This is a genomic window from Pseudomonas sp. Z003-0.4C(8344-21) (assembly GCF_900104975.1).
Taxonomy (GTDB): Bacteria; Pseudomonadota; Gammaproteobacteria; order Pseudomonadales; family Pseudomonadaceae; genus Aquipseudomonas; species Aquipseudomonas granadensis.
In genome coordinates this window covers 5,511,044-5,532,619 of record NZ_LT629756.1, presented here as the reverse complement: position 1 = coordinate 5,532,619, position 21,576 = coordinate 5,511,044, and the positions used below count along the sequence as shown (strand labels likewise).

Here is a 21,576-nt window from a genome sequence, read left to right as displayed (position 1 = left end):
GCCGTGTCCAATTTGTCCATTCGTTCTCTTTACGCTGTGTTGTTGCTGGCCGTGCTCGTTCTGAGCGGTTGCCAGAGCGCGCCGCCAAAAGGCCTGACCCCGGCGCAAGTCGCGGTGCTCAAACAACAGGGATTCGAACTGACCGACGAGGGCTGGGAATTTGGCCTGTCGGGCAAAGTGCTGTTTGGCAGCGACGTCGAAAGCCTCAATCCGCAAAGCACCGAGATCGTCGAGCGCATCGGCAAAGCCCTGTTGGGCGTCGGCATCGAACGCGTGCGCGTCGACGGCCACACCGATGCCTCGGGCAAGGAAACCTACAATCAGCAGCTCTCGTTGCGCCGGGCCAAGAGTGTTGCCAATGTTCTCGGCACGGTTGGCATGAAGCAGGAAAACATTCAGCTACAAGGCCTGGGCAGCAGCGAGCCGGTAGCGTCCAACGACACCGCGACCGGCCGCACGGAAAACCGCCGGGTCGCGATTGTGGTCAGCGCCGATTAATCGGCGAACTGCATTACCCGTGTCCGCCCCATCAGCAGCCCCTGATTACGTTCCGTTACCTCCCTGATGTAATCCCACAACAAGGTGATCCGCTTCAACTTGCGCAGATCCTCCCTGCAGTACATCCAGAACTGCCGGGTGATATCGATTTCCTCCGCCAGCACCGGCAACAAACGCGGATCCTGCGCCGCAAGAAAGCACGGCAGGATCGCCAGTGATCGCCCCTGCTGCGCCGCGACGTATTGGGCAATGACACTGGTGCTGCGCAGATGCGCGTTGGCGCCGGGCAGGACGTTCGCCAGGTACAGTAGCTCCGAGCTGAACGCCAAGTCGTCGACATAACTGATGAATTGATGCTTGCTCAAATCTGCCGGGCGGCGGATCGGTGGGTGTTGGTCGAGGTATTCCTGAGTGGCGTAGAGCTGCAAGCGGTAGTCGCAGAGTTTGCAGCAGACGTACGGCCCATGTTCCGGCCGCTCCAAAGCAATGACGATATCGGCCTCGCGCTTGGACAGACTGATGAAGTGCGGCAGCGGCAGGATATCCACGGAGATCGCCGGGTAGGCGTCGACGAAATGGCTCAGCTGCGGGGTGATGAAAAAACTGCCGAAGCCTTCGGTGCAGCCCATGCGCACGTGCCCGGAGAGGGCCACGCCGGAGCCTGAAACCTGCTCGCAGGCCATGTGCAGCGTGCTTTCGATCGACTCGGCATAACCGAGCAGACGCTGGCCTTCGGTGGTCAGGACGAAGCCGCTGGTGCGCGACTTTTCAAACAGCAAGGTGCCCAATGCCGCTTCCAGCGAACTGATGCGCCGCGACACCGTGGTGTAGTCGACGGCCAGGCGTTTGGCGGCGGTGCTGGCCTTGCGGGTGCGGGCGACTTCGAGGAAAAACTTCAGGTCGTCCCAGTTCAGCGAGCCTAACGAGGTGATGTTTTTTTGCATGATGGACGGGCTTATATGTGCGTTCTTATTAGAAGTTTGCACATCTATACTCCAAAAACCGTCCGACAACCATTCTGGACACACGCCTCATCTCAAGGCGAACCTCTCGCCTTGGCTCCTCCGATAAAAACAAGTTCTGGAGACCAGCATGAACGCATCGCTTACGCCCAACGACACCACGCTGCAGAAGGTCAAACTGTTGATCGACGGCGAGTGGGTCGAGTCGCAGACCACTGAATGGCATGACATCGTCAACCCGGCGACCCAGCAAGTGCTGGCCAAAGTGCCATTTGCTACCGCTGATGAAGTCGATGCGGCGGTCAGCGCCGCGCAGCGCGCCTTCCAGACCTGGAAGCTGACCCCGATCGGCGCGCGGATGCGCATCATGCTCAAGCTGCAAGCGCTGATCCGCGAGCATTCCAAACGCATCGCCGTGGTCCTCAGCGCCGAGCAGGGCAAAACCATTGCCGACGCTGAAGGCGACATCTTCCGCGGTCTGGAAGTGGTCGAGCACGCCTGCTCGATCGGCACCCTGCAAATGGGCGAGTTCGCCGAAAACGTTGCCGGCGGCGTCGACACCTACACCCTGCGCCAGCCGATCGGCGTGTGCGCCGGCATCACCCCGTTCAACTTCCCGGCGATGATTCCGCTGTGGATGTTCCCGATGGCCATCGCCTGCGGTAACACCTTCGTGCTGAAGCCTTCGGAACAGGATCCGCTGTCGACCATGCTGTTGGTCGAACTGGCAATCGAGGCCGGCGTGCCCGCGGGCGTGCTCAACGTCGTGCATGGTGGTAAGGACGTGGTCGATGGCCTGTGCACGCACAAGGACATCAAAGCCGTGTCGTTTGTCGGTTCGACGGCGGTCGGCACCCACGTCTATGACCTTGCCGGTAAACACGGCAAACGTGTGCAGTCGATGATGGGCGCGAAGAACCACGCCGTGGTCCTGCCGGATGCCAATCGCGAGCAAGCGTTGAATGCGCTGGTCGGCGCCGGTTTCGGCGCGGCCGGGCAGCGTTGCATGGCGACCTCGGTGGTGGTGCTGGTCGGTGCGGCGAAACAGTGGCTGCCGGATTTGAAAGCGCTGGCGCAGAAACTCAAGGTCAATGCCGGCAACGAGCCGGGCACCGACGTGGGGCCGGTGATTTCGAAAAAGGCCAAGGCGCGAATTCTTGAACTGATCGAAAGCGGCATCAAGGAAGGCGCCAAACTGGAGCTCGACGGTCGCGATATCCAGGTGCCGGGCTACGAGCAGGGCAACTTTGTCGGCCCGACCCTGTTTTCCGGCGTGACCCCCGCCATGCAGATCTACACCCAGGAAATCTTCGGCCCGGTGCTGGTGGTGCTGGAAGTCGACACCCTCGATCAGGCCATCGCTCTGGTCAACGCCAACCCGTTCGGCAACGGCACCGGTCTGTTCACCCAAAGCGGTGCGGCGGCGCGCAAGTTCCAGACCGAAATCGACGTCGGCCAGGTCGGCATCAACATCCCGATTCCGGTGCCGGTGCCGTTCTTCAGCTTCACCGGTTCGCGCGGCTCGAAACTCGGCGACCTCGGCCCGTACGGCAAGCAAGTGGTGCAGTTCTACACGCAGACCAAAACGGTTACGGCGCGCTGGTTCGATGACGACAGCGTCAACGACGGCGTGAACACCACCATCAACCTGCGCTGAGGATTCGATCATGAAAATCGCATTTATCGGTCTTGGCAACATGGGCGCACCGATGGCGCGCAACCTGATCAAAGCTGGCCATTCGCTGAATCTGGTCGATCTGAACAAGACCGTGCTGGCCGAACTGGAGCAACTGGGCGGCACCATTCGCGCTTCGGCGCGCGAGGCTGCCGAGGATGCCGAACTGGTGATCACCATGCTGCCAGCCGCCGTGCATGTGCGCAGCGTCTGGCTCGGTGAGGAAGGTGTGCTCGCCGGCATCCGTCAGGGCGTGCCGGCGGTCGATTGCAGCACCATCGATCCGCAGACCGCACGCGACGTCGCAGCCGCTGCCGCCAAACACGGCGTAGCGATGGCTGATGCGCCGGTATCCGGCGGTACTGGAGGTGCGACGGCCGGGACGCTGACCTTCATGGTCGGCGCTACCCCGGAACTGTTCGCCACCCTGCAACCGGTGCTGGCGCAGATGGGCCGCAACATCGTGCATTGTGGTGAAGTCGGCACCGGGCAGATAGCCAAGATCTGCAACAACCTGCTGCTGGCGATCTCCATGGTTGGCGTCAGCGAGGCGATGGCGCTGGGCGATGCGCTGGGTATCGACACTTCGGTGCTGGCCGGGATCATCAACAGCTCGACCGGCCGCTGCTGGAGTTCGGAAATGTACAACCCTTGGCCGGGCATCGTCGAAACGGCGCCGGCCTCGCGGGGTTATACCGGTGGCTTCGGGGCGGAGCTGATGCTCAAGGATCTTGGCCTGGCCACCGAAGCAGCGCGTCAGGCGCATCAGCCGGTGATACTCGGCGCGGTGGCGCAGCAGTTGTATCAGGCGATGAGTCAGCGCGGTGATGGCGGCAAGGATTTCTCGGCGATCATCAACAGCTATCGCAAACCGCAATAGAAAGCCCTGGTGCAAAACCTGTGGGAGCGGGCCTGCTCGCGAAGACGGCGTCAGCCTCAATACATCATCGCCTGACAGTTCTCCCCCTCACCCCAGCCCTCTCCCGAGGGAGAGGGAGCCGATTGCAGCGCCAGCAGGCTGGCTCTCACAGGGAATTGGGGTGTACTTGATAATGTTTGCCGGGAAATCACGTCGGGTGATTCCCCGGCTTTTTTGCATCAGGCGAAAACGAAATATTTGCGCACGGTCTCGACCACTTCCCAGGTGCCTTTCATGCCCGGCTCGACCACGAAGATATCGCCGGCACGCAGGTGGATCGGCGCCATGCCGTCCGGGGTGATCACGCAGTAGCCTTCCTGGAAATGGCAGTATTCCCACTTCACATAATCGACGCGCCACTTGCCCGGAGTGCAGATCCAGGTGCCCATGATCTTGCTGCCGTCTTCGCTGGTGTAGGCGTTGAGGTTGACGGTGTGCGGGTCGCCTTCGAGTTTTTCCCATTTGCAGGCGTCGAGTACCGGCAGCGGGTGGGTGTCGCGCAGAACGGTGATAGGGGCGGTCGCGGTCATGAGGACTCCGGGGCAGGTGGACTTGAGGAATGAAGTCGCACCCTATAGCGCGCGGTCGCCGTTCAGTTGTCTGGAGTCGACATCGAACTGCTCAGAAACGCGCGGATCGGTCAGCGCGTGTAACAACGCCTGCTCGTAGGGCGGCAGTGCGCTGAAATCTCTGGCGCACATCATCAGAGTCCGGCGCGCCCAGGGTTCATTCAACGCTACGCTTTTGAAGGTTCCGGGCGCCGCGCGTTCGACTGCCGCCAGCGGCACGATCGCCAGCCCCGCGCCCCGGCCGACCATGCGCATTACCCCATCAAAGCCCTCGGCGCGAATGCGCACTTGCATGCGCGCACCGCTGTGCAGCGCTTGTTCTTCGAGATAAATCGCCAAGGCGCTGTCGGCGCTGAGTCCGACAAAGTGGTGCTGCAACGCCGCACTGAAATTGACTGCGACGGCGTCAGACAACGGGTGGTCGAGCGGCAGAATCAGCACTAAGGGGTCGTGGCGAAACGGCTGAGTCTGTAAGCCGCCAGTGTCGACTGCGTCAGACACAATCCCGAGATCTGCTGCGCCTTCACGCAAGGCGTGGGTGATCCGTGCGCTGGGCAGTTCCTGCAGCTCGATGTCGAGATTGGCATGGCTGCGCAGAAAATCCGCGAGCAGTTCCGGCAGGTATTCGGTGATCGCCGTGGTGTTGCACAGCAGGCGCACCTGGCCTTTGACGCCTTGGGCGTAATCGGCCAGATCCTGTTGCATGCGCTCGGCCTGTTGCAGGATGACGCGAGCATGGCGGGCGAGGGCGTTGCCGGCGGGCGTCGGCGTCACGCCACGGCGACCGCGTTCGAGAAATTCGGTGCCGAGTGAGGCTTCCATCGCGCGGATTCTGGCGCTGGCGGCGGCCAGGGATAAATGGCTGCGGACGGCGCCGGCGGTGATGTTGCCGGTATCCAGGATGTGCAGGAAGAGGCGCAGGTCGGTGAGGTCGAAGTGCATGGGGTGCCTCTGATTTTTATGGTGTCTGGGCTGGCCCTTTCGCTGGCAAGCCAGCTCCCACAGGTTTCATTGTTGGTCTCTAAATGTGATGAACAACCGAGATCCTGTGGGAGCTGGCTTGCCAGCGATGAGGCCAGATGCATCACTGCAAACATCAGCCTCTTGCAAAGGGTGAGGCAGCCTCAGTATATGGCAGATTTTCAGCCAGCCCCGACTGGTGCAAAGTAGCATCATGCATACCCTCACCGACTTCTATCAAAACCTCGGCCCAGCCCTGTCCCTGCTGGTCATCCTCACCTTCCTGCTCGCCGGCCTGGTCAAAGGCGTGATCGGCCTCGGCTTGCCCACCGTCGCCATGGGCCTGCTCGGTCTGGCTATGGCGCCGGCGCAGGCAGCCGCACTGTTGATCATCCCGGCGACCTTGACCAATCTCTGGCAACTGGCATTCGGCGGGCATCTCGTTGCGCTGATCAAACGCCTGTGGCCGATGCTTCTGCTGATCTTCCTCGGCACTGCCATCGGCACGCTATGGATCGGCATGGTCGGCGGGCATTGGGTGGTACGCGGGCTGGGCGCGGCGCTGTTGCTCTATGCGTTGAGCGGATTGTTCCTGCCGACACTGCGGGTCAACCCGCGTTATGAAACCTGGCTTGGTCCGATCTGCGGTTTGATCACCGGCATCATCACCTCGGCCACTGGTGTGTTCGTGATTCCGGCCGTGCCGTACCTGCAAGCGCTGGGCTTGCGTCGCGATGAACTGGTGCAGGCGCTGGGCCTGTCGTTCACGGTGTCGACGCTTGCCTTGGCCGCAGGCTTGCTCTGGCGCGGTGCGCTGGGAAGTGGCGAACTCGGTGCGTCGTTGCTGGTGCTGATGCCGGCCCTGCTCGGCATGTGGCTCGGCCAATGGCTGCGCCAGCGCATCAGCGCGGTGCTGTTCAAGCGGGTGTTTTTTATCGGTCTGGGCGCGCTCGGCGCCCATTTGCTGATCAGCGCTTAGCCGAGGAAGCGCTGAGCATGTCGATCGGGCGGATGTCGAAATCGCGCTCCAGATATTCCATGCGTCGGGCGAAAAAATCCTTCATGTGCGGCAGATTCGAGTGCTCGTCCAGGTGCGCCCGCGACTCCCAGATCTCGTAGAAAATGAACAGCGTCGGATCTTCCTTGTCGCGCAACATGTGGTATTCGATGCAACCGGGCTCGGCGCGACTCGGTTCGACATAAGCGCGAAACAGTGCCTCGAAAGCCTCGGCGCGTTCCGGGCGGGTCTTGGCATGCAGGATAAAACCCTCGCGTTGACTCATCACAACGTCCTCGTATTCATGAAAGCGCCGAATGCTACGACAACAATCACGGTTCGATTCGTGCGTTTTGCTCAAATGTATTTTGCGCGGGCATGGCTTATTCCGCGCGACGCGAGCCGTTAATCTGCCGCCATTCCATTTCCACTTTCCATCCAGCCCAATGGCTGCGCTGAGGCTTTGTCATGAAAAAAGTACTGTTGCTCAATGGCGGTAAAAAATTCGCTCACTCCGACGGTCGCTACAACGCCACCCTGCACGAAACCGCGCTGAGCGTGCTGGACCGTGGCGGTGTCGATGTGAAAACCACCTTCATCGACGAGGGCTACGACGTCGCCGAGGAAGTGGCGAAATTCCTCTGGGCCGACGTGATCGTTTATCAGATGCCGGGCTGGTGGATGGGCGCGCCATGGACCGTAAAAAAATACATCGACGAAGTCTTTACCGAGGGCCACGGCAGTCTCTACGCCAGCGATGGCCGCACCCGTTCCGACGCGTCGCAGAAATACGGCAGCGGAGGTCTGATCCAGGGCAAGCAGTACATGCTTTCGCTGACCTGGAACGCACCGCAGCAAGCCTTCGATGACCCCAGCGATTTCTTTGAAGCCAAGGGCGTCGATGCAGTGTACTTCCCGTTCCACAAGGCCAACGAGTTTCTTGGCATGACCGCGCTGCCAACCTTCCTCTGTGTCGACGTGATGAAGCGCCCGAACATCGAAAACGACGTGGCGCGTTATGAGCAGCATTTGACCGAGGTGTTTGGCCTCAAGGGCTGATGCTCGGCTACTATCGAGGGCCTGCGCCTGCGTGGCAGGCCCATCGAGCAGAGGACACCCGTGAAAGCCAGATCCGATGAATTGCAGATTTTCGTCTGCGTGATCGAGTGCGGTTCGATTTCCGCCGCGGCCGAACAGGTCGGGCAGACGCCATCGGCGGTCAGTCGCACGCTGTCGCGGCTGGAAGCCAAACTCGAAACGACGCTGATCAACCGCACCACGCGGCGCATGGACCTGACCGAGGAGGGCCGGTACTTCTTCGAACAGGCCAAGCTGATTCTCGATCAAATGGACCAACTCGAAGAACGCCTGTCCTCGCGCCAGCAAACCCCGTCCGGGCGACTGCGAATCAACGCCGCCTCACCGTTCATGCTGCACGCCATCGTGCCCTACATCGACGAGTTTCGCCGGCTCTACCCGGACATTCAGCTCGAACTCAACAGCAATGACCTGATCATCGATCTGCTGGAACAAAGCACCGACATCGCCATTCGCATCGGCAATCTCGCCGATTCGACGTTGCATGCGCGTTCGCTCGGTTGCAGTCCGTTGCTGATCGTCGCCAGCCCGACCTATCTGAAACAGCGCGGTACGCCGCGCCAAGTGGCCGATCTCAGCGAGCACACATTGCTCGGTTTTACCCAAAACGAAGGTCTCAACCAGTGGCCGCTGCGTTACGTACACGGTGACCGTTGGCCGATCACTGCGGCGATCAGCGCCTCCAGCGGTGAGACCGTGCGCCATCTGGCGCTGGAAGGGCAGGGCATTGCCTGTCTGTCGCACTTCATGACCATCGATGACATTCGTGCCGGGCGCTTGAAAGTCCTGCTGGGTGAATTCAACAGCGGATATCGCCAGCCGATCAATGCGGTGTACTACCGCAACTCGCAACTGGCGCTGCGCATTCAGTGCTTTCTGGATTTCATTCAAGGCAAACTTGCGGCGTACGCCAGCGCGGATTTCAAGGGCTGATTCGTGATCCCTGCGCAAGAGTGATTTGGGTGCGGGCGGGTTTTTCGATCGAGTTCAGCGGTCGATACTCGCCTCATCACTTATTCACGCAGGGAGTTTCTCCATGAACGTATTCGTTACCGGCGCTGCCGGTTTCATCGGCGGTTCCATTGCCACTGGCCTGGTCCAGGCCGGGCATCAGGTCACCGGGCTGGTGCGCAGTGCCGAACAGGCTGATGAACTCAAGGCTCTGGGGATTAACGCCGTCATCGGCACCCTTGACGATCAGGCATTGCTCGCCGAACGGGCCCGCGCGGCGGATGCGGTAATCAACGCCGCCAGCAGCGACCATCGCGGCGCGGTCGAAGCGTTGCTCGACGCTTTGCGCGGCTCCAACAAAGTGTTCCTGCACACCAGCGGTTCGAGCATTGTCGGCGATGCGTCGGGCGGTAAGTCCAGCGACGTCATCTATTACGAAGATAACTTGCCGGAACCGACCGTCGACAAAGCCGCCCGCGTGGCGATCGACAACCTGGTGCTTGCCGCGGCGAAGGATGGCGTGAATTCCGCTGTCATTTGCAACACGCTGATCTACGGTCATAGCCTCGGCGTCAAACGCGACAGCGTGCAGTTGCCGCGTCTGCTGAAGCAGGCGCGCAAAAGTGGTGTGGTGCGGCATGTTGGTACCGGGCAGAACATCTGGTCCAACGTGCACATCGAAGACGTCGTGGCCCTTTACGTACTGGCGCTGAGCAAGAATGTGCCGGGCACTTTCTACTTCGTCGAAAGCGGTGAAGCGTCGTTCATCGACATGACTACCGCCATGGCCGCCGCGCTGAATCTGGGCCAGCCACAAGACTGGCCGCTGCAGGACGCCGAAGCCGAATGGGGCTATGAGATGGCCAACTACGGCCTCGGCTCCAACAGCCGCGTCCGCGGCAAGAAGGCCCGCGAACTGCTGGGCTGGGCGCCGAAGCGTACTTCGGTAGTTGAATGGATTCGTCACGAAATGGTGTGATCCGTACGCTACGTCCCACAGGTTTTGCGCATTCTGTCTGGAGGAATGCGATCAAACTGTAGGAGTGAGCCTGCTCGCGATAGCGGTCATTCAGCCAATGATGATATTGACTGTTACGACACAATCGCGAGCAGGCTCACTCCTACAGGGGGCTGTGTTGGCTGTAAAAGCATGTAAATCCCACCCCACGATTTTCATTCATCACGACAACCCATACCCATCAGCGACACACCTTGCCTTTCCACGAAAATTACTTTCATGCGGTTTGAAATCTCGATCTCGAAATGATTTATGAGTTTCACGACCCATTCGAACGTGACCCTTTCGAGGAGTACCGCATGACGCCTTCTTTCGGCTACTGGCTGTTGATCTATGCCGCTGTCGCCATCATCGCGCTGATCGTGTTGATCGCCCGTTACCGGCTCAATCCGTTCATCGTCATCACCCTGATTTCCATCGGCCTGGCTCTGGTCGCCGGCATGCCACCGTCGGGCGTGGTAGGGGCATATGAGGCCGGGGTCGGCAAGACGCTGGGGCACATTGCGCTGGTGGTGGCGCTGGGGACGATGCTTGGCAAGATGATGGCCGAGTCCGGCGGTGCCGAGCAGATGGCGCGAACCTTGATCGATAAGTTCGGTGAGAAGAACGCGCACTGGGCGATGGTCTGCATCGCCTTTCTGGTGGGGCTGCCGCTGTTCTTCGAAGTCGGTTTCGTCTTGCTGGTACCGATTGCCTTTACCGTGGCGCGGCGAGTCGGTGTGTCGATTCTGATGGTCGGGTTGCCGATGGTTGCGGGCCTGTCGGTGGTGCATGCACTGGTGCCGCCGCATCCGGCGGCGATGCTCGCGGTGCAGGCGTATCAGGCCTCGGACGGGCAGACCTTGCTCTACGCGATCGCCATCGGCATTCCGACTGCAATCATCGCCGGCCCGCTGTACGCCAGATTCATCGTGCCGCGCATTCAATTGCCGGCGGATAACCCGCTGGAAAAACAATTTCTGGACCGCGAGCCACGCGACAAACTGCCCGGTTTCGGCATCACCATGGCAACCATTCTGTTGCCGGTGGTACTGATGCTGATCGGCGGCTGGGCCAATCTGATTTCCACCCCGGGCAGCGGGTTCAACCAGTTCCTGCTGTTCATCGGTAACTCGGTCATCGCCCTGTTGCTAGCGACCTTGCTGAGCTTCTGGACACTCGGCATCGCCCAAGGCTTCAACCGCGAATCGATCCTCAAGTTCACAAACGAATGCCTCGCGCCCACCGCCAGCATCACCCTGCTGGTCGGCGCCGGCGGTGGCTTGAACCGGATTCTGGTGGACGCAGGCGTGACTGATCAGATCGTCGGCCTCGCCGATGAATTTCATCTGTCGCCGCTGCTCATGGGCTGGCTGTTAGCCGCGTTGATGCGCATCGCCACCGGCTCCGCAACCGTTGCGATGACCACCGCATCCGGGGTGGTCGCGCCGGTGGCCATTGGTCTGGGTTATCCACACCCGGAGCTGCTGGTGCTGGCGACCGGCGCCGGGTCGGTTATCTTTTCCCACGTCAACGACGGCGGCTTCTGGTTGATCAAGGAATACTTCAACATGAGCGTCGCGCAGACGTTCAAGACCTGGACGGTACTTGAGACGCTGATCTCGCTGGTCGCTTTCGGCCTGACCGTTGGCCTTTCTTACCTGCTGTAACCGGAGCCCGCCGCCCATGGATATCCTCTACCAGATCCGCGCCCGCCAGGATTCCTTCAGCGCAGGCGAAGGGCGTATCGCCCGGCTGATGCTCGACGACGTCGGTTTCGCCGCCAGCGCCAGCCTCGAAGACCTCGCGCAACGCGCCGAAGTCAGCACCGCCACGCTGTCGCGCTTTGCCCGCACAGTCGGCTGCCGCGACCTGCGTGACCTGCGCCTGCAACTGGCCCAGGCCAGCGGCGTCGGCAGCCGTTTTCTTGATCCGGCGGGCACGCCTGAACAGTCGGCGTTCTACGGCCAGATCGTCGGCGACATCGAAACCACGCTGCGCCAGCATCTGGCCGGTTTCGACGAATCGCGCTTCGACGATGCGGTGAAAATGCTTGGCCAGGCGCGGATGATTCATGCGTTCGGCATGGGCGGATGCTCGACCCTGTGCAGCGATGAATTGCAGGTGCGCCTGGTGCGCCTCGGCTATCCGATTGCGGTGTGTCATGACGCGGTGATGATGCGCGTCACCGCGGCCAGCCTGAACGCCGAGCAAGTGCTCATCGTCTGCTCATTGACCGGCATCACCCCGGAGTTGCTGGAAACGGTCGAACTGGCGCGCAACTACGGCGCGCGCATTCTGGCAATCACCCGCGCCGATTCGCCGCTGGCCGAACTGGCCGATGTCGTCCTGCCGCTGCAAGGCGCGGAGACCTCGTTCATCTATAAACCGACGGCGGCGCGCTACGGCATGCTGCTGGCCATCGACGTGCTCGCCACCGAGCTGGCGCTGGCCAGTCCTGAAGACAATCAAGAACGTCTGCGGCGGATCAAACTCGCCCTCGACGAATACCGTGGCGGCGACGATCACCTGCCGCTGGGAGACTGACATGCTGTACGACACGCTGATTCGCAACGCCTTGCTCATCGATGGCAGCAATACCCCAGGCTATGAAGCCGACGTGGCGATTCTCAACGGCCGCATCGAGCGCATCGGCGACCTGCACGACGCCAGCGCCAGGGAAGAAATCGACGCCGCTGGCCGCGTGCTGGCGCCGGGTTTCATCGATGTCCACACCCACGACGACACCGTGGTCATCCGCCAACCGCAGATGTTGCCCAAGCTCAGCCAGGGCGTGACCACGGTGATTGTCGGCAACTGCGGCATCAGCGCTTCGCCGGTCACGTTGAAGGGCAATCCGCCGGACCCGATGAACCTGCTCGGCAATCAGGCCGCGTTCGTTTACCCACGCTTCAGCGATTACCGCGCGGCGGTGGAAGCGGCCAACATCACGCTGAATGTTGCGGCACTGGTCGGCCACACGGCGCTGCGCAGCAATCACCTCGACGACCTGTTCCGCACCGCAACGGCGGAGGAAATCGCTGCGATGCGCGTGCAGTTGCGCGAAAGCCTGGAGGCCGGTGCCTTGGGTTTATCCACGGGCCTGGCCTACGCCAGTGCCTACAACGCTTCAACCGATGAAGTCATGCAGCTGACCGAAGAACTGACGGCATTCGGTGCGGTTTACACCACCCATTTGCGCAGCGAATTCGCCCCGGTGCTCGAAGCCATGGACGAGGCGTTTCAGATTGGCCGTCACGCGCAATCACCGGTGATCATTTCCCACCTCAAATGTGCCGGCGTCGGCAATTGGGGGCGCAGTCCACAGTTATTGGCAGCGTTGGAGGAGGCAGCAAAAAGTCACCCGGTCGGTTGCGATTGTTATCCCTACGCGGCGAGTTCGTCGACCCTGGATCTCAAGCAAGTCACCGACGCCCACCGCATCACCATCACCTGGTCGACACCGCACCCGCAAGTCAGCGGGCGCGACCTGATCGACATCGCCGCCGAATGGAATCTGTCGCTGCTCGACGCCGCGAAACGTCTGCAACCGGCAGGCGCGGTGTACTACGGCATGGACGAGGCTGATGTCAGAAGAATCCTCGCCCATCCACTGTCCATGGTCGGCTCTGACGGCCTGCCCGAAGACCCGTTCCCGCATCCGCGCCTGTGGGGCGCTTTCCCACGGGTGCTGGGGCATTTCAGTCGCGACGTCGGCCTGTTTCCGCTGCACACCGCCGTGCACAAGATGACCGGCCTGTCGGCAGCGCGCTTTGGCTTGAAAGAACGGGGCGAAATCCGTGAAGGCTATTGGGCGGACCTGGTGTTGTTCGACCCGGCGACAGTGCGCGATGTGGCTGATTTCAACGACCCGCAACGGCCGGCGCAGGGCATTGACGGGGTGTGGGTCAACGGCGTGTTGAGCTATCGAGAGGGCCAGGCGAATGGCAGTCGGGCAGGGCGGTTTCTTGCGCGACAGGGGGATTTGCGCGACAACTTTCGTTGACGATTCGTGGTCTGCGTCACAGTGATGGCACATTGCGACTAAAGAAAGCCGGCAGCAGGCCGACTTGCTGACATCCACCCCGTCTACACTGTGGGGCCAATCAGTCAGGGAGCACCCCATGAGCTTCGGCAAAACCACACCGATCCTGCGGATCTTCGATGAAGCCAAAGCTGTTGAGTTCTACGTCGATTTTCTTGGTTTCAAGATCGACTGGCAGCATCGCTTCGAAGCGAATTTTCCGCTGTATCTGCAGGTGTCGCGCGGCGATTGTGTGCTGCATTTGTCCGAGCATCACGGCGACGCGTGCCCGGGTTCGGCGCTGCGCATCGAGACGGATGAGCTGGAAGTTTTTCAGCAACAACTGATCGCCAAGGACTACACGTTTTCACACCCGCAGATTCAGGCGATGCCGTGGGGCAGCCAGGACATGACGATTGCCGATCCGTTTGGCAATCGGCTGGTGTTTACCAATGCGATCAGTCTCTGACGCGGGAAAAAAGCCCCTCACCCTAGCCCTCCCGAAACGTCGGACCGCCCAGAGGGAGAGGGGACTGACCGAGGTGTCTTGCGCTATACACCGACCTGAAAAATCGAGTCGATTGGGGATTCACCGCCGCTCTTGCAGGTCGGCGCATCGTTCGAGCAACCCCCGGTCGGCTCCCTCTCCCTCTGGGAGAGGGCTGGGGTGAGGGGAAACGGGGTAAACACCAAACTCGCGACCAACCACGATCAACCGTGGGAGATTCTATGGTTCATGCCTAGCCCCTAAACGCCTTTGGGTGAGTATTCGCTCTGGTTTTTCAACAGAGCAAATACCACCCGTGCAAGCTTGCGGGCTAGTGCGACCAGTGCTTGGGTAGTGCTCAAACCACGCCCTCTCATAGCCTCATAAAACCCTTTCCACACCGAGGTCCGACTGGCCGCCATTGCAGCGTTGTGCAGCAATCGACGTGCCTCAGGGTCGCCTCGTTTGGTCAGGCAGCGCCGGCCTTTCTTTTTGCCTGAGTCCGCTATGCGCAGATCCATGCCTAGAAAAGCGATGAAAGCGTCGGCATTCCTGAAGTCCCCACGCTGAAAGGATGCGAGCAAGCGGGCGCCAGTCAACGTACCGATGCCTTCGACCTTCATGCAGCGCTTGAGCTGTGCGCCCAAACCGGCTTCTTCTATCTGCGTCAGGATCGTTTTTTCAAGCAAGGTTTCCAGCCTTTGCATGGCGCTTATCTGATTCTTGAAAGCGGTTTTGAGCAGCGGCTCATTCTCCCAGCTCTGCTTGAGGCTGACACGAGCCTGAACCAGAGCCGCACGACGCCGGAACAGACTGATGAGCCGGCAATACAGCGGAGACGGCGGTGTCCAAGGGCGCAAATGGTCCCCTTCGTTTGTCAGATAGCGGGCCAATAAACGAGCATCCAGCGCATCAGTTTTAGCGCGAACGTTCACGCCTTTGCGGTAATGACTGAGTTCATAACCGCCAACCATATAGATCCTGCAGCCATCCGCGTGCGCCAGCTCGGCGAACTCCTGGTGATAAATATTGGTGGCTTCGATGGCGATTGCTACTGGTTTGGCAACGGTCTTGAGCCATTTCTTGATCGCCGTTTTGGTATTGGAGATTGTCTCGAGCCGATCTGATTCGACGTGATAAATCACCAGTTCGTCTTTGGCGACATCAACCCCGACAATCGACTGGGTAGTAGCGACGGGCATTGCCATGAGAAATCCTCCGGGCTAAGGTTTGAACACTTGAAGGGTTCACCCAGAGGCGCAGGCTTGTTCCTATCGTCGGTCTAGGCCAGATGCATTCTTTATCGGCGCTTGGGTGAAAGGAGGAGGGTGAAAATCTCCCACGGTCTGTACTGCGCTAACAGTCAGAATCGAGCCTTGTCCCTCCTCCTCCCTTCAAGTCCTACCATACAAGCGAGCCCGCTCGCGAAGAGACCCGACCCATCACCGCCGATGCATCTGCCGAAACTCCCCTGGCGGCATCCCCCTCTGACTCTTGAACGCCCGGTGAAATGACCGCGGTTCGGTAAACCCGAGATACTGGGCAATCTCCTGAATCGGCAAATCACTGTTGAGCAAATAATGCTCCGCCAGTTCTTGCCGCAACTCATCGAGCACCTGCTGATACGACGTCCCCGCCTGCTGCAACTGTCGCTGCAAGGTGCGCAGCGACACATTCAGCTGTTCGGCCACTTGCTCCTTGCGCGGCAAGCCCTGCTTGAGCAGACCGCGCAGAATGTTTTTCACCTGCTGCGCCAGCGGCGCGTCCTCCAGTGTCGCCAGCAAGCCCAGCGCGTGTTCCTCCAGCGTGCGCAACAACTGCGCATCGGCCTGACGCAACGGCAATTGCAGATAGGCCAGCGGCACGATCAACGCCGAATACGGCTGATCGAACAACACCGGGCAACCGAAGAAGCTCTGGTATTGCGCCGGCGTCACCTCGGCCGGGCAGCAGTGTTCCAGCCAGACAGCGGCCGGCGACAGCTGCGTGTCGGCAATCCAGCGCGCATAGTGCAGCCACGAACCGAGCACGTTTTCCACCAGATGCCGCCGGATTCGCGGGCGCTGATGACGGCAATCCCAGATCAAATGCACCTGACCGTCGCGCATTTCGGTGCGGCTGACGCCCATGTCGCCGACCAGTTTTTCAAACGGCATGATCCGGCTCATCGCATCGCCCAGCGTCGCGCAGTTCATGGTGATGTAACCGAGCACGCTCCAGGAATTGGGCAGGACGAAATTCGCCGCGTTGAGACCAAACAGCGGATCGCCGGAATGCTCGCAGAAATAGTCGAGCAAACGCTCATGCGCCTCGCCTGGCAAGCGCAAGCTGTTGTCGCTCAACTGCTGCGTCTGCAACCCGGCCGCCGCCAGCGCCGGCTCGATGGCCATGCCCAGTTGCCCGGCATGGCGCAGGTACTTGAGCAGCGGCGGAACCGAAGTGAAACCGAGCGATTGCATGATCGCGTTCCTTTGAGCAACGCCTGAGCGAAGGGATGGCCGAAAGGTACGGTGAAACCCCGGCGAAAGTAAATGACCGTATCTGGCACGCCGGTTGACTCAATTAGCTACCCCGATTGGCCGGATACGACCGTGACACTCTTGCGCCGCTGGCTAGTATGAGGACTTGAAGCCGCACTGATTCGACGGCTCATAAGGACACACGCATGCGACGCTGGAACGGCTGGGGAGACGCAACCACGGTGGTCGAGTTACCAGCGCAGGGCGCAAGCTTTCTTGCGCAGCGAGTGGGCGAGGGCCGCGCGCTGCCCGACGCCTCGCTGGACACCGCGCTGGCCCGGGTGCCCGCCTCGCGGTTGCCGGCGCACGCCTTGTACAGCATCGACGCCCATGAGCGTTTGCTGCATGCGCGCGGTCAGAGTCTGCCGGACTGGCTGGCGCTGCGCGAAGGCACGCTGGGCGTTTATCCCGACGCCGTGGCATTTCCGGAGAGCGCCGCCGCCATTCGCCAATTGCTGAAGCTGGCCGAGGAGCAGGACGTGTGCCTGATCCCTTACGGCGGCGGCACGTCGGTGGCCGGGCACATCAATCCGCCGAATTCGGCACGGCCAGTACTGACCGTTTCACTGGCGCGAATGAACCGCTTGACCGACCTCGACGAACAGAGTCTGCTGGCGACCTTCGGCCCCGGCGCGAGCGGCCCGCAGGTCGAGAGCCAGTTGCGCGCGCGCGGCTATACCCTGGGGCATTTTCCGCAGTCGTGGGAGCTGTCGATGCTGGGCGGTTGGGTCGCCAGTCGCTCGAGTGGCCAGCAGTCGTTGCGCTACGGGCGCATCGAGCAATTGTTCGCCGGCGGAACGCTGGAAACCTTCGCCGGACCGCTGCAGATCCCGACCTTTCCAGCCTCGGCGGCTGGCCCGGACCTGCGCGAAATCGTGCTCGGTTGCGAGGGCCGTTTCGGAATCATTTCCGAGGTCAAGGTGCGCGTCAGTGCGCTGCCTGCCGATGAACATTTCTATGGCGTGTTCCTGCCGGACTGGACGCAGGCACTCGGCGCCATTCGCCAACTGGCCCAGGCGCGCGTGCCGCTGTCGATGCTGCGCCTGTCCAACGCGGTGGAAACCGAAACGCAACTGGCCCTGGCCGGTCATCCGCAACAGATTGCCTGGCTGGAAAAGTACCTGAGCCTGCGCGGTGCCGGCGAGGGCAAATGCCTGCTGACCTTCGGTGTGACCGGCAATCGTCAGCAGAACGCGCTGTCGTTGCGCCAGGCGCGGCAGAATCTCAAAGCGTTCGGCGGTGTGTTCACCGGCACCTTGCTCGGCAAGAAGTGGGCGCAGAACCGCTTCCGTTTTCCCTACCTGCGGGAGAACCTGTGGAACGCCGGTTACGTGGTCGACACCCTGGAAACCGCGACCGACTGGAGCAACGTCGACCACTTGCTCAACCTCATCGAAAACAGCCTGCGCGACGCCCTGGCCGCTGAAGGCGAGCGCGTGCATGTGTTCACCCACCTGTCCCACGTCTACGGCGAAGGCTCGAGCATCTACACCACTTACGTGTTTCGCCCGGCGGCGGATTACCCGGCGACGCTGGCGCGCTGGCAGGCGCTCAAACATGCGGCCAGTCAAACCATCGTCACCCACCACGGCACGATCAGCCATCAGCACGGCGTCGGCAAGGACCACGCGGCGTATCTGCTGCGCGAGAAGGGCGCGCTGGCGGTGGAAACCTTGCAGGCGTTGAGCAGACATTTCGATCCGGCCGGGCGCCTCAATCCCGGCACGTTGCTGCCGGAATGACTGCCGTGAATGAGAACTGGAACGCCGCATGGCGCGAGCAGATGCTGCCAACCCTGGCGGACGAACGCTGGGATCTGATCGTGATCGGCGGCGGCATCAGTGGCGCCGGGATAGTGCGTGAAGCGGCGCGGCGTGGCTGGCGCTGTCTGTTGCTGGAGCAGCGGGATTTTGCCTGGGGCACCTCCAGTCGTTCTTCGAAAATGGTCCATGGCGGTTTGCGCTACATCGCCAAGGGCCAGTGGCGGCTGACCCGCGATTCGGTGCGCGAACGCCAGCGCCTGCTCGACGAGGCGCCGGGGCTGGTCGAGCCGATGAGTTTCCTGATGCCGCACTATCGCGGCGGCTTTCCCGGCCCGCGTGTGTTGAGCGGTTTACTGAGTATTTACGACGCCTTGGCCGGGCGCCGCAGCCATCGTTTCCATGACGCGCAGCAGCTGCGTTTTCTGACGCCGGGGCTGAAGGAACATGACCTTGTCGGCGGCACCCGTTTCGTCGATGCATTGACCGACGATGCCCGGCTGGTGATGCGCGTATTGCACGAGGCGCGCGCCGATGGCGCCGTGGTGCTCAATGGTTTGCGCGTGACGCAGGTGCTGCGTGAAGACGGGCGGGTGTGTGGCGTTGAAGTTGAAGATGGCGAGTCGGGTAACGCATTGCAATTGCGCTGCGCTGTGCTCGCGGTTGCCACGGGCGCATGGGCCGAGCGCCTGCGTCCAAGCGATTCGCCACGGCAATTGCGCCCGCTGCGCGGCAGTCATTTGCTGCTGCCGGGTTGGCGTTTGCCGGTGGCGCAGGCGCTGACCTTTCTGCATGCGCGTGACCGGCGGCCGGTGTTCGTTTTCCCGTGGGAAGGCGCGACTGTGGTCGGCACCACTGATCTCGATCATCGTGAAGATCTCGATCAGAGCGCGAGCATCAGCGGCGAAGAACTCGACTATCTGCTGGCCGCTTGCACGCAAGCCTTTCCCGCTGCCGAATTGACGGCGACGGATGTGCTGTCGACCTGGGCCGGCGTGCGTCCGGTGGTCGGCGCTGCTGGCGAGCATCAGGGCAAACCGTCGAACGAAACCCGGGAACATGTGCTGTGGCAGGAGCCCGGCTGCGTCACCCTGGCCGGCGGCAAACTGACCACGTTCCGTCCGCAAGCGATTGAAGTGCTCAAGGCATGCGCGGACATGCTCGGCCGCGCTTTTGAAGATGACGCCGCGCCGGTGTTTGCCGCGGTGCAGCCATCGCCGATTCCTGGCCTCAGCCCGCAGCAATGGCGACGCCTGGCCGGGCGCCATGGCCGTGATCTGCCGAGGCTGGCGCAACTCATTGCCGAAGTCGGGCAGGAAACGGTCGGCGCCACGGATACGTTGTGGGCCGAACTGGCGTTTGCCTGCGAGGCGGAAATGGTCCTGCATCTGGATGACTTGCTGCTGCGTCGCACTCGTCTGGGGCTGTTGCTGGCGCGCGGTAGCGAGGAGCATTTCGCCGCGATCCGTACGCTCTGCCAGCCGCGCCTGGCCTGGAGCGACGAGCGCTGGCAGGCGGAGATTCAGCGTTATCGTTTGCTGTGGCAACGCGATCATGGCTTGCCGGAGGTCACGCCATGACGGCTAAAAAATACCTGCTGGCGATCGACAACGGCACCCAGAGCGTGCGCGCGCTGCTGTTCGATCTGCAGGGCAATCTGCTCGGCAAGGGCAAGGTCGAGTTGCAAGCGTATTACTCGACGCAACCGGGCTGGGCCGAGCAGGATCCGGAATATTACTGGGCGAAACTCGGCGAGGCGTGTCAGCAACTCTGGCAGCAGACCGGGATCGACCGTGCGCAGATTGTCGGCGTTTCCCTGACTACGCAGCGCGGCACGGTGATCAATCTTGATGCCGATGGCAAACCACTGCGCCCGGCAATTGTGTGGCTCGATCAGCGTCAAAGCGAAGTTGCTGGCGGCATCAAAGGGCCGTGGGGCTGGCTGCTCAAACTGGTCGGCGCGAAAGCCACCGTCGACTACTTTCGCGCCCAGGCCGAGGCCAACTGGATTGCCCGGCATCAACCGCAAGTGTGGGCGGCGACCGACAAGTTTTTGCTGCTGTCGGGGTTTCTCAGCTATCGACTCTGCGGGCGCTTTGTCGACTCGGTGGGCTGCTGCGTCGGCTACCTGCCGTTCGATTTCAAGCGGCTGAAGTGGGCGGCGCTGCGTGACTGGAAATGGCAGGCGCTGGCGGTGCGTCCCGAGCAGTTGCCGAGCCTGCACAAGCCCGGCGAAACCCTCGGCCACATCAGCGCTGAAGCCAGCCGTCATACGGGTATTCCCGAAGGGTTGCCGCTGATTGCCGCCGGTGCCGACAAGGCCTGCGAAGTGCTCGGTGCCGGCGTGGTCGATACAAGCACCGTGTGCCTGTCCTACGGCACCACGGCGACCATCACCAGCACCCGTTCACGCTACCTGGAAATCGTCCCGCTGATCCCGCCGTACCCCGCGGCAGTGCCCGATCAGTACAACTGCGAAGTGATGATCTACCGCGGCTACTGGATGGTCAGCTGGTTCAAGAACGAGTTCGGCCTGCGCGAAATGCAGCAGGCGCAAGAGCAGGGTATCGAGCCCGAGCAACTGTTCGACGCGCTGGTCAATGCGGTGCCACCGGGTTCGATGGGATTGATGCTGCAACCCTACTGGTCGCCGGGCATTCGCGAACCGGGCGTGGAGGCCAAAGGCGCGATGATCGGCTTCGGCGATGTGCACACTCGCGCGCATATCTACCGGGCGATTCTGGAAGGTTTGGCTTATGCGCTCCGCCAAGGCATGGAAAACATCGAGAAACGCTCGAAGGTCTCGATCAAGCGCCTGCGCGTGGCCGGGGGCGGATCGCAAAGTGATGCGGCGATGCAACTGACCGCCAACATCTTCGGCCTGCCGGCAGAGCGCCCGCACGTCTACGAAGCCTCCGGCCTCGGCGCCGCGATCTGCTGTGCAGTAGGGCTGGGCCTGCATCCCGACTTCCCCAGCGCCATCGCCGCGATGACCCACGTGGGCACGGTGTTCACCCCACAACCTGAGGCGCAGCAGGTTTATCAGCGACTGTATGCAGAGGTGTATCTGCGCATGTATCGGCAGCTTAAACCGCTGTATCAGAGCATTCGGGAGATTACCGGGTATCCGGCGTGAAGCCGCTGAATGTGGACAACTCAC

Annotated in this window: 20 protein-coding genes; 14 read left to right on the top strand and 6 right to left on the bottom strand. The window is 61.5% G+C overall.

Going from position 1 to position 21,576, the window contains the following annotated elements:
* The first annotated feature begins 3 nt into the window (after nt 1-3).
* The gene (locus tag BLU24_RS25035) at nt 4-498 is read left to right on the top strand and encodes an OmpA family protein (protein ID WP_442965758.1); all 495 of its coding nucleotides are present in this window, start codon (nt 4-6) and stop codon (nt 496-498) included.
* Here the strand turns inward: BLU24_RS25035 and BLU24_RS25030 are convergent.
* The gene (locus BLU24_RS25030) at nt 495-1,442 is read right to left on the bottom strand and encodes a LysR family transcriptional regulator (RefSeq protein ID WP_090281250.1); all 948 of its coding nucleotides are present in this window, start codon (nt 1,440-1,442) and stop codon (nt 495-497) included. The genes BLU24_RS25035 and BLU24_RS25030 overlap by 4 nt on opposite strands.
* Nucleotides 1,443-1,590: 148 nt before the next feature.
* On the opposite strand from BLU24_RS25030, the gene BLU24_RS25025 reads away from it, so the two are divergent.
* Together BLU24_RS25025 and mmsB are read left to right on the top strand one after the other, a co-directional pair.
* Entirely contained in the window at nt 1,591-3,117 is a 1,527-nt protein-coding gene (locus BLU24_RS25025; protein WP_093104921.1) for a CoA-acylating methylmalonate-semialdehyde dehydrogenase, read from the top strand.
* A 10-nt stretch (nt 3,118-3,127) separates the two neighbouring features.
* The gene (gene mmsB, locus BLU24_RS25020) at nt 3,128-4,015 is read left to right on the top strand and encodes a 3-hydroxyisobutyrate dehydrogenase (protein ID WP_090281256.1); all 888 of its coding nucleotides are present in this window, start codon (nt 3,128-3,130) and stop codon (nt 4,013-4,015) included.
* A gap of 218 nt (nt 4,016-4,233) precedes the next feature.
* Here the strand turns inward: mmsB and BLU24_RS25015 are convergent, their stop codons facing one another.
* A complete protein-coding gene (locus tag BLU24_RS25015; RefSeq protein WP_016770579.1) occupies nt 4,234-4,584 on the bottom strand; it encodes a cupin domain-containing protein in 351 nt (116 codons plus the stop codon).
* A 42-nt stretch (nt 4,585-4,626) separates the two neighbouring features.
* On the bottom strand, nt 4,627-5,565 hold the full coding sequence (locus BLU24_RS25010; RefSeq protein WP_093104917.1) for a LysR substrate-binding domain-containing protein: 939 nt from the start codon (nt 5,563-5,565) through the stop codon (nt 4,627-4,629).
* 232 nt (nt 5,566-5,797) lie between these two features.
* Here BLU24_RS25010 and BLU24_RS25005 point away from each other — a divergent pair, with 232 nt between their 5' ends.
* On the top strand, nt 5,798-6,562 hold the full coding sequence (locus BLU24_RS25005; protein WP_093104913.1) for a sulfite exporter TauE/SafE family protein: 765 nt from the start codon (nt 5,798-5,800) through the stop codon (nt 6,560-6,562).
* Here the strand turns inward: BLU24_RS25005 and BLU24_RS25000 are convergent.
* Entirely contained in the window at nt 6,552-6,866 is a 315-nt protein-coding gene (locus BLU24_RS25000) for a putative quinol monooxygenase (RefSeq protein WP_090281264.1), read from the bottom strand. The genes BLU24_RS25005 and BLU24_RS25000 overlap by 11 nt on opposite strands.
* Before the next feature lie 182 nt (nt 6,867-7,048).
* Between BLU24_RS25000 and BLU24_RS24995 the strand changes: the two genes are divergently transcribed.
* The 7 genes from BLU24_RS24995 (at nt 7,049) to BLU24_RS24965 (ending at nt 14,119) form a co-directional block, all read left to right on the top strand.
* A complete protein-coding gene (locus BLU24_RS24995) occupies nt 7,049-7,639 on the top strand; it encodes an NAD(P)H-dependent oxidoreductase (protein WP_093104909.1) in 591 nt (196 codons plus the stop codon).
* 60 nt (nt 7,640-7,699) lie between these two features.
* The gene (locus BLU24_RS24990; protein WP_093104905.1) at nt 7,700-8,611 is read left to right on the top strand and encodes a LysR family transcriptional regulator; all 912 of its coding nucleotides are present in this window, start codon (nt 7,700-7,702) and stop codon (nt 8,609-8,611) included.
* Between the two features lie 103 nt (nt 8,612-8,714).
* Nucleotides 8,715-9,608 (top strand): NAD-dependent epimerase/dehydratase family protein, encoded by an 894-nt coding sequence (locus BLU24_RS24985; RefSeq protein WP_093104901.1) that lies wholly within the window; start codon nt 8,715-8,717, stop codon nt 9,606-9,608.
* A 338-nt stretch (nt 9,609-9,946) separates the two neighbouring features.
* On the top strand, nt 9,947-11,296 hold the full coding sequence (locus tag BLU24_RS24980) for a GntP family permease (protein ID WP_093106951.1): 1,350 nt from the start codon (nt 9,947-9,949) through the stop codon (nt 11,294-11,296).
* 16 nt (nt 11,297-11,312) lie between these two features.
* Complete coding sequence (locus BLU24_RS24975; RefSeq protein WP_093104897.1) at nt 11,313-12,173, top strand: MurR/RpiR family transcriptional regulator; 861 nt, start codon at nt 11,313-11,315, stop codon at nt 12,171-12,173.
* Nucleotide 12,174: 1 nt separating this feature from the next.
* The gene (locus BLU24_RS24970) at nt 12,175-13,632 is read left to right on the top strand and encodes an N-acyl-D-amino-acid deacylase family protein (protein ID WP_093104893.1); all 1,458 of its coding nucleotides are present in this window, start codon (nt 12,175-12,177) and stop codon (nt 13,630-13,632) included.
* 118 nt (nt 13,633-13,750) lie between these two features.
* The gene (locus BLU24_RS24965; protein ID WP_093104889.1) at nt 13,751-14,119 is read left to right on the top strand and encodes a glyoxalase superfamily protein; all 369 of its coding nucleotides are present in this window, start codon (nt 13,751-13,753) and stop codon (nt 14,117-14,119) included.
* 278 nt (nt 14,120-14,397) lie between these two features.
* Here the strand turns inward: BLU24_RS24965 and BLU24_RS24960 are convergent, their stop codons facing one another.
* Nucleotides 14,398-15,345, bottom strand: coding sequence for an IS110 family transposase (locus BLU24_RS24960; RefSeq protein WP_093096277.1), 948 nt, complete (start codon nt 15,343-15,345; stop codon nt 14,398-14,400).
* A gap of 234 nt (nt 15,346-15,579) precedes the next feature.
* Complete coding sequence (gene gliR, locus BLU24_RS24955) at nt 15,580-16,596, bottom strand: AraC family transcriptional regulator GliR (RefSeq protein WP_093104885.1); 1,017 nt, start codon at nt 16,594-16,596, stop codon at nt 15,580-15,582.
* A 206-nt stretch (nt 16,597-16,802) separates the two neighbouring features.
* On the opposite strand from gliR, the gene BLU24_RS24950 reads away from it, so the two are divergent.
* Genes BLU24_RS24950 through BLU24_RS24940 form a run of 3 tightly spaced genes read left to right on the top strand, consistent with a single transcriptional unit; the run spans nt 16,803 to nt 21,552 of the window.
* On the top strand, nt 16,803-18,398 hold the full coding sequence (locus BLU24_RS24950) for an FAD-binding oxidoreductase (RefSeq protein WP_093104881.1): 1,596 nt from the start codon (nt 16,803-16,805) through the stop codon (nt 18,396-18,398).
* 5 nt (nt 18,399-18,403) lie between these two features.
* Nucleotides 18,404-19,996, top strand: a complete 1,593-nt coding sequence (locus BLU24_RS24945) for a glycerol-3-phosphate dehydrogenase/oxidase (protein ID WP_093104878.1) — start codon at nt 18,404-18,406, stop codon at nt 19,994-19,996.
* Nucleotides 19,993-21,552, top strand: coding sequence for an FGGY-family carbohydrate kinase (locus BLU24_RS24940; protein WP_093104874.1), 1,560 nt, complete (start codon nt 19,993-19,995; stop codon nt 21,550-21,552). Before BLU24_RS24945 ends, BLU24_RS24940 begins: the two co-directional genes overlap by 4 nt.
* The last annotated feature ends 24 nt before the right edge of the window (nt 21,553-21,576 follow it).

Bases quoted from the DNA above. Each gene is read 5' to 3' on its own strand.
- BLU24_RS25030 (WP_090281250.1), bottom strand. From the start codon at position 1,442: ATGCAAAAAAACATCACCTCGTTAGGCTCGCTGAACTGGGACGACCTG.
- BLU24_RS25025 (WP_093104921.1), top strand. From the start codon at position 1,591: ATGAACGCATCGCTTACGCCCAACGACACCACGCTGCAGAAGGTCAAA.
- mmsB (WP_090281256.1), top strand. From the start codon at position 3,128: ATGAAAATCGCATTTATCGGTCTTGGCAACATGGGCGCACCGATGGCG.
- BLU24_RS25015 (WP_016770579.1), bottom strand. From the start codon at position 4,584: ATGACCGCGACCGCCCCTATCACCGTTCTGCGCGACACCCACCCGCTG.
- BLU24_RS25010 (WP_093104917.1), bottom strand. From the start codon at position 5,565: ATGCACTTCGACCTCACCGACCTGCGCCTCTTCCTGCACATCCTGGAT.
- BLU24_RS25005 (WP_093104913.1), top strand. From the start codon at position 5,798: ATGCATACCCTCACCGACTTCTATCAAAACCTCGGCCCAGCCCTGTCC.
- BLU24_RS25000 (WP_090281264.1), bottom strand. From the start codon at position 6,866: ATGAGTCAACGCGAGGGTTTTATCCTGCATGCCAAGACCCGCCCGGAA.
- BLU24_RS24995 (WP_093104909.1), top strand. From the start codon at position 7,049: ATGAAAAAAGTACTGTTGCTCAATGGCGGTAAAAAATTCGCTCACTCC.
- BLU24_RS24985 (WP_093104901.1), top strand. From the start codon at position 8,715: ATGAACGTATTCGTTACCGGCGCTGCCGGTTTCATCGGCGGTTCCATT.
- BLU24_RS24980 (WP_093106951.1), top strand. From the start codon at position 9,947: ATGACGCCTTCTTTCGGCTACTGGCTGTTGATCTATGCCGCTGTCGCC.
- BLU24_RS24975 (WP_093104897.1), top strand. From the start codon at position 11,313: ATGGATATCCTCTACCAGATCCGCGCCCGCCAGGATTCCTTCAGCGCA.
- BLU24_RS24970 (WP_093104893.1), top strand. From the start codon at position 12,175: ATGCTGTACGACACGCTGATTCGCAACGCCTTGCTCATCGATGGCAGC.
- BLU24_RS24965 (WP_093104889.1), top strand. From the start codon at position 13,751: ATGAGCTTCGGCAAAACCACACCGATCCTGCGGATCTTCGATGAAGCC.
- BLU24_RS24960 (WP_093096277.1), bottom strand. From the start codon at position 15,345: ATGGCAATGCCCGTCGCTACTACCCAGTCGATTGTCGGGGTTGATGTC.
- gliR (WP_093104885.1), bottom strand. From the start codon at position 16,596: ATGCAATCGCTCGGTTTCACTTCGGTTCCGCCGCTGCTCAAGTACCTG.
- BLU24_RS24950 (WP_093104881.1), top strand. From the start codon at position 16,803: ATGCGACGCTGGAACGGCTGGGGAGACGCAACCACGGTGGTCGAGTTA.
- BLU24_RS24940 (WP_093104874.1), top strand. From the start codon at position 19,993: ATGACGGCTAAAAAATACCTGCTGGCGATCGACAACGGCACCCAGAGC.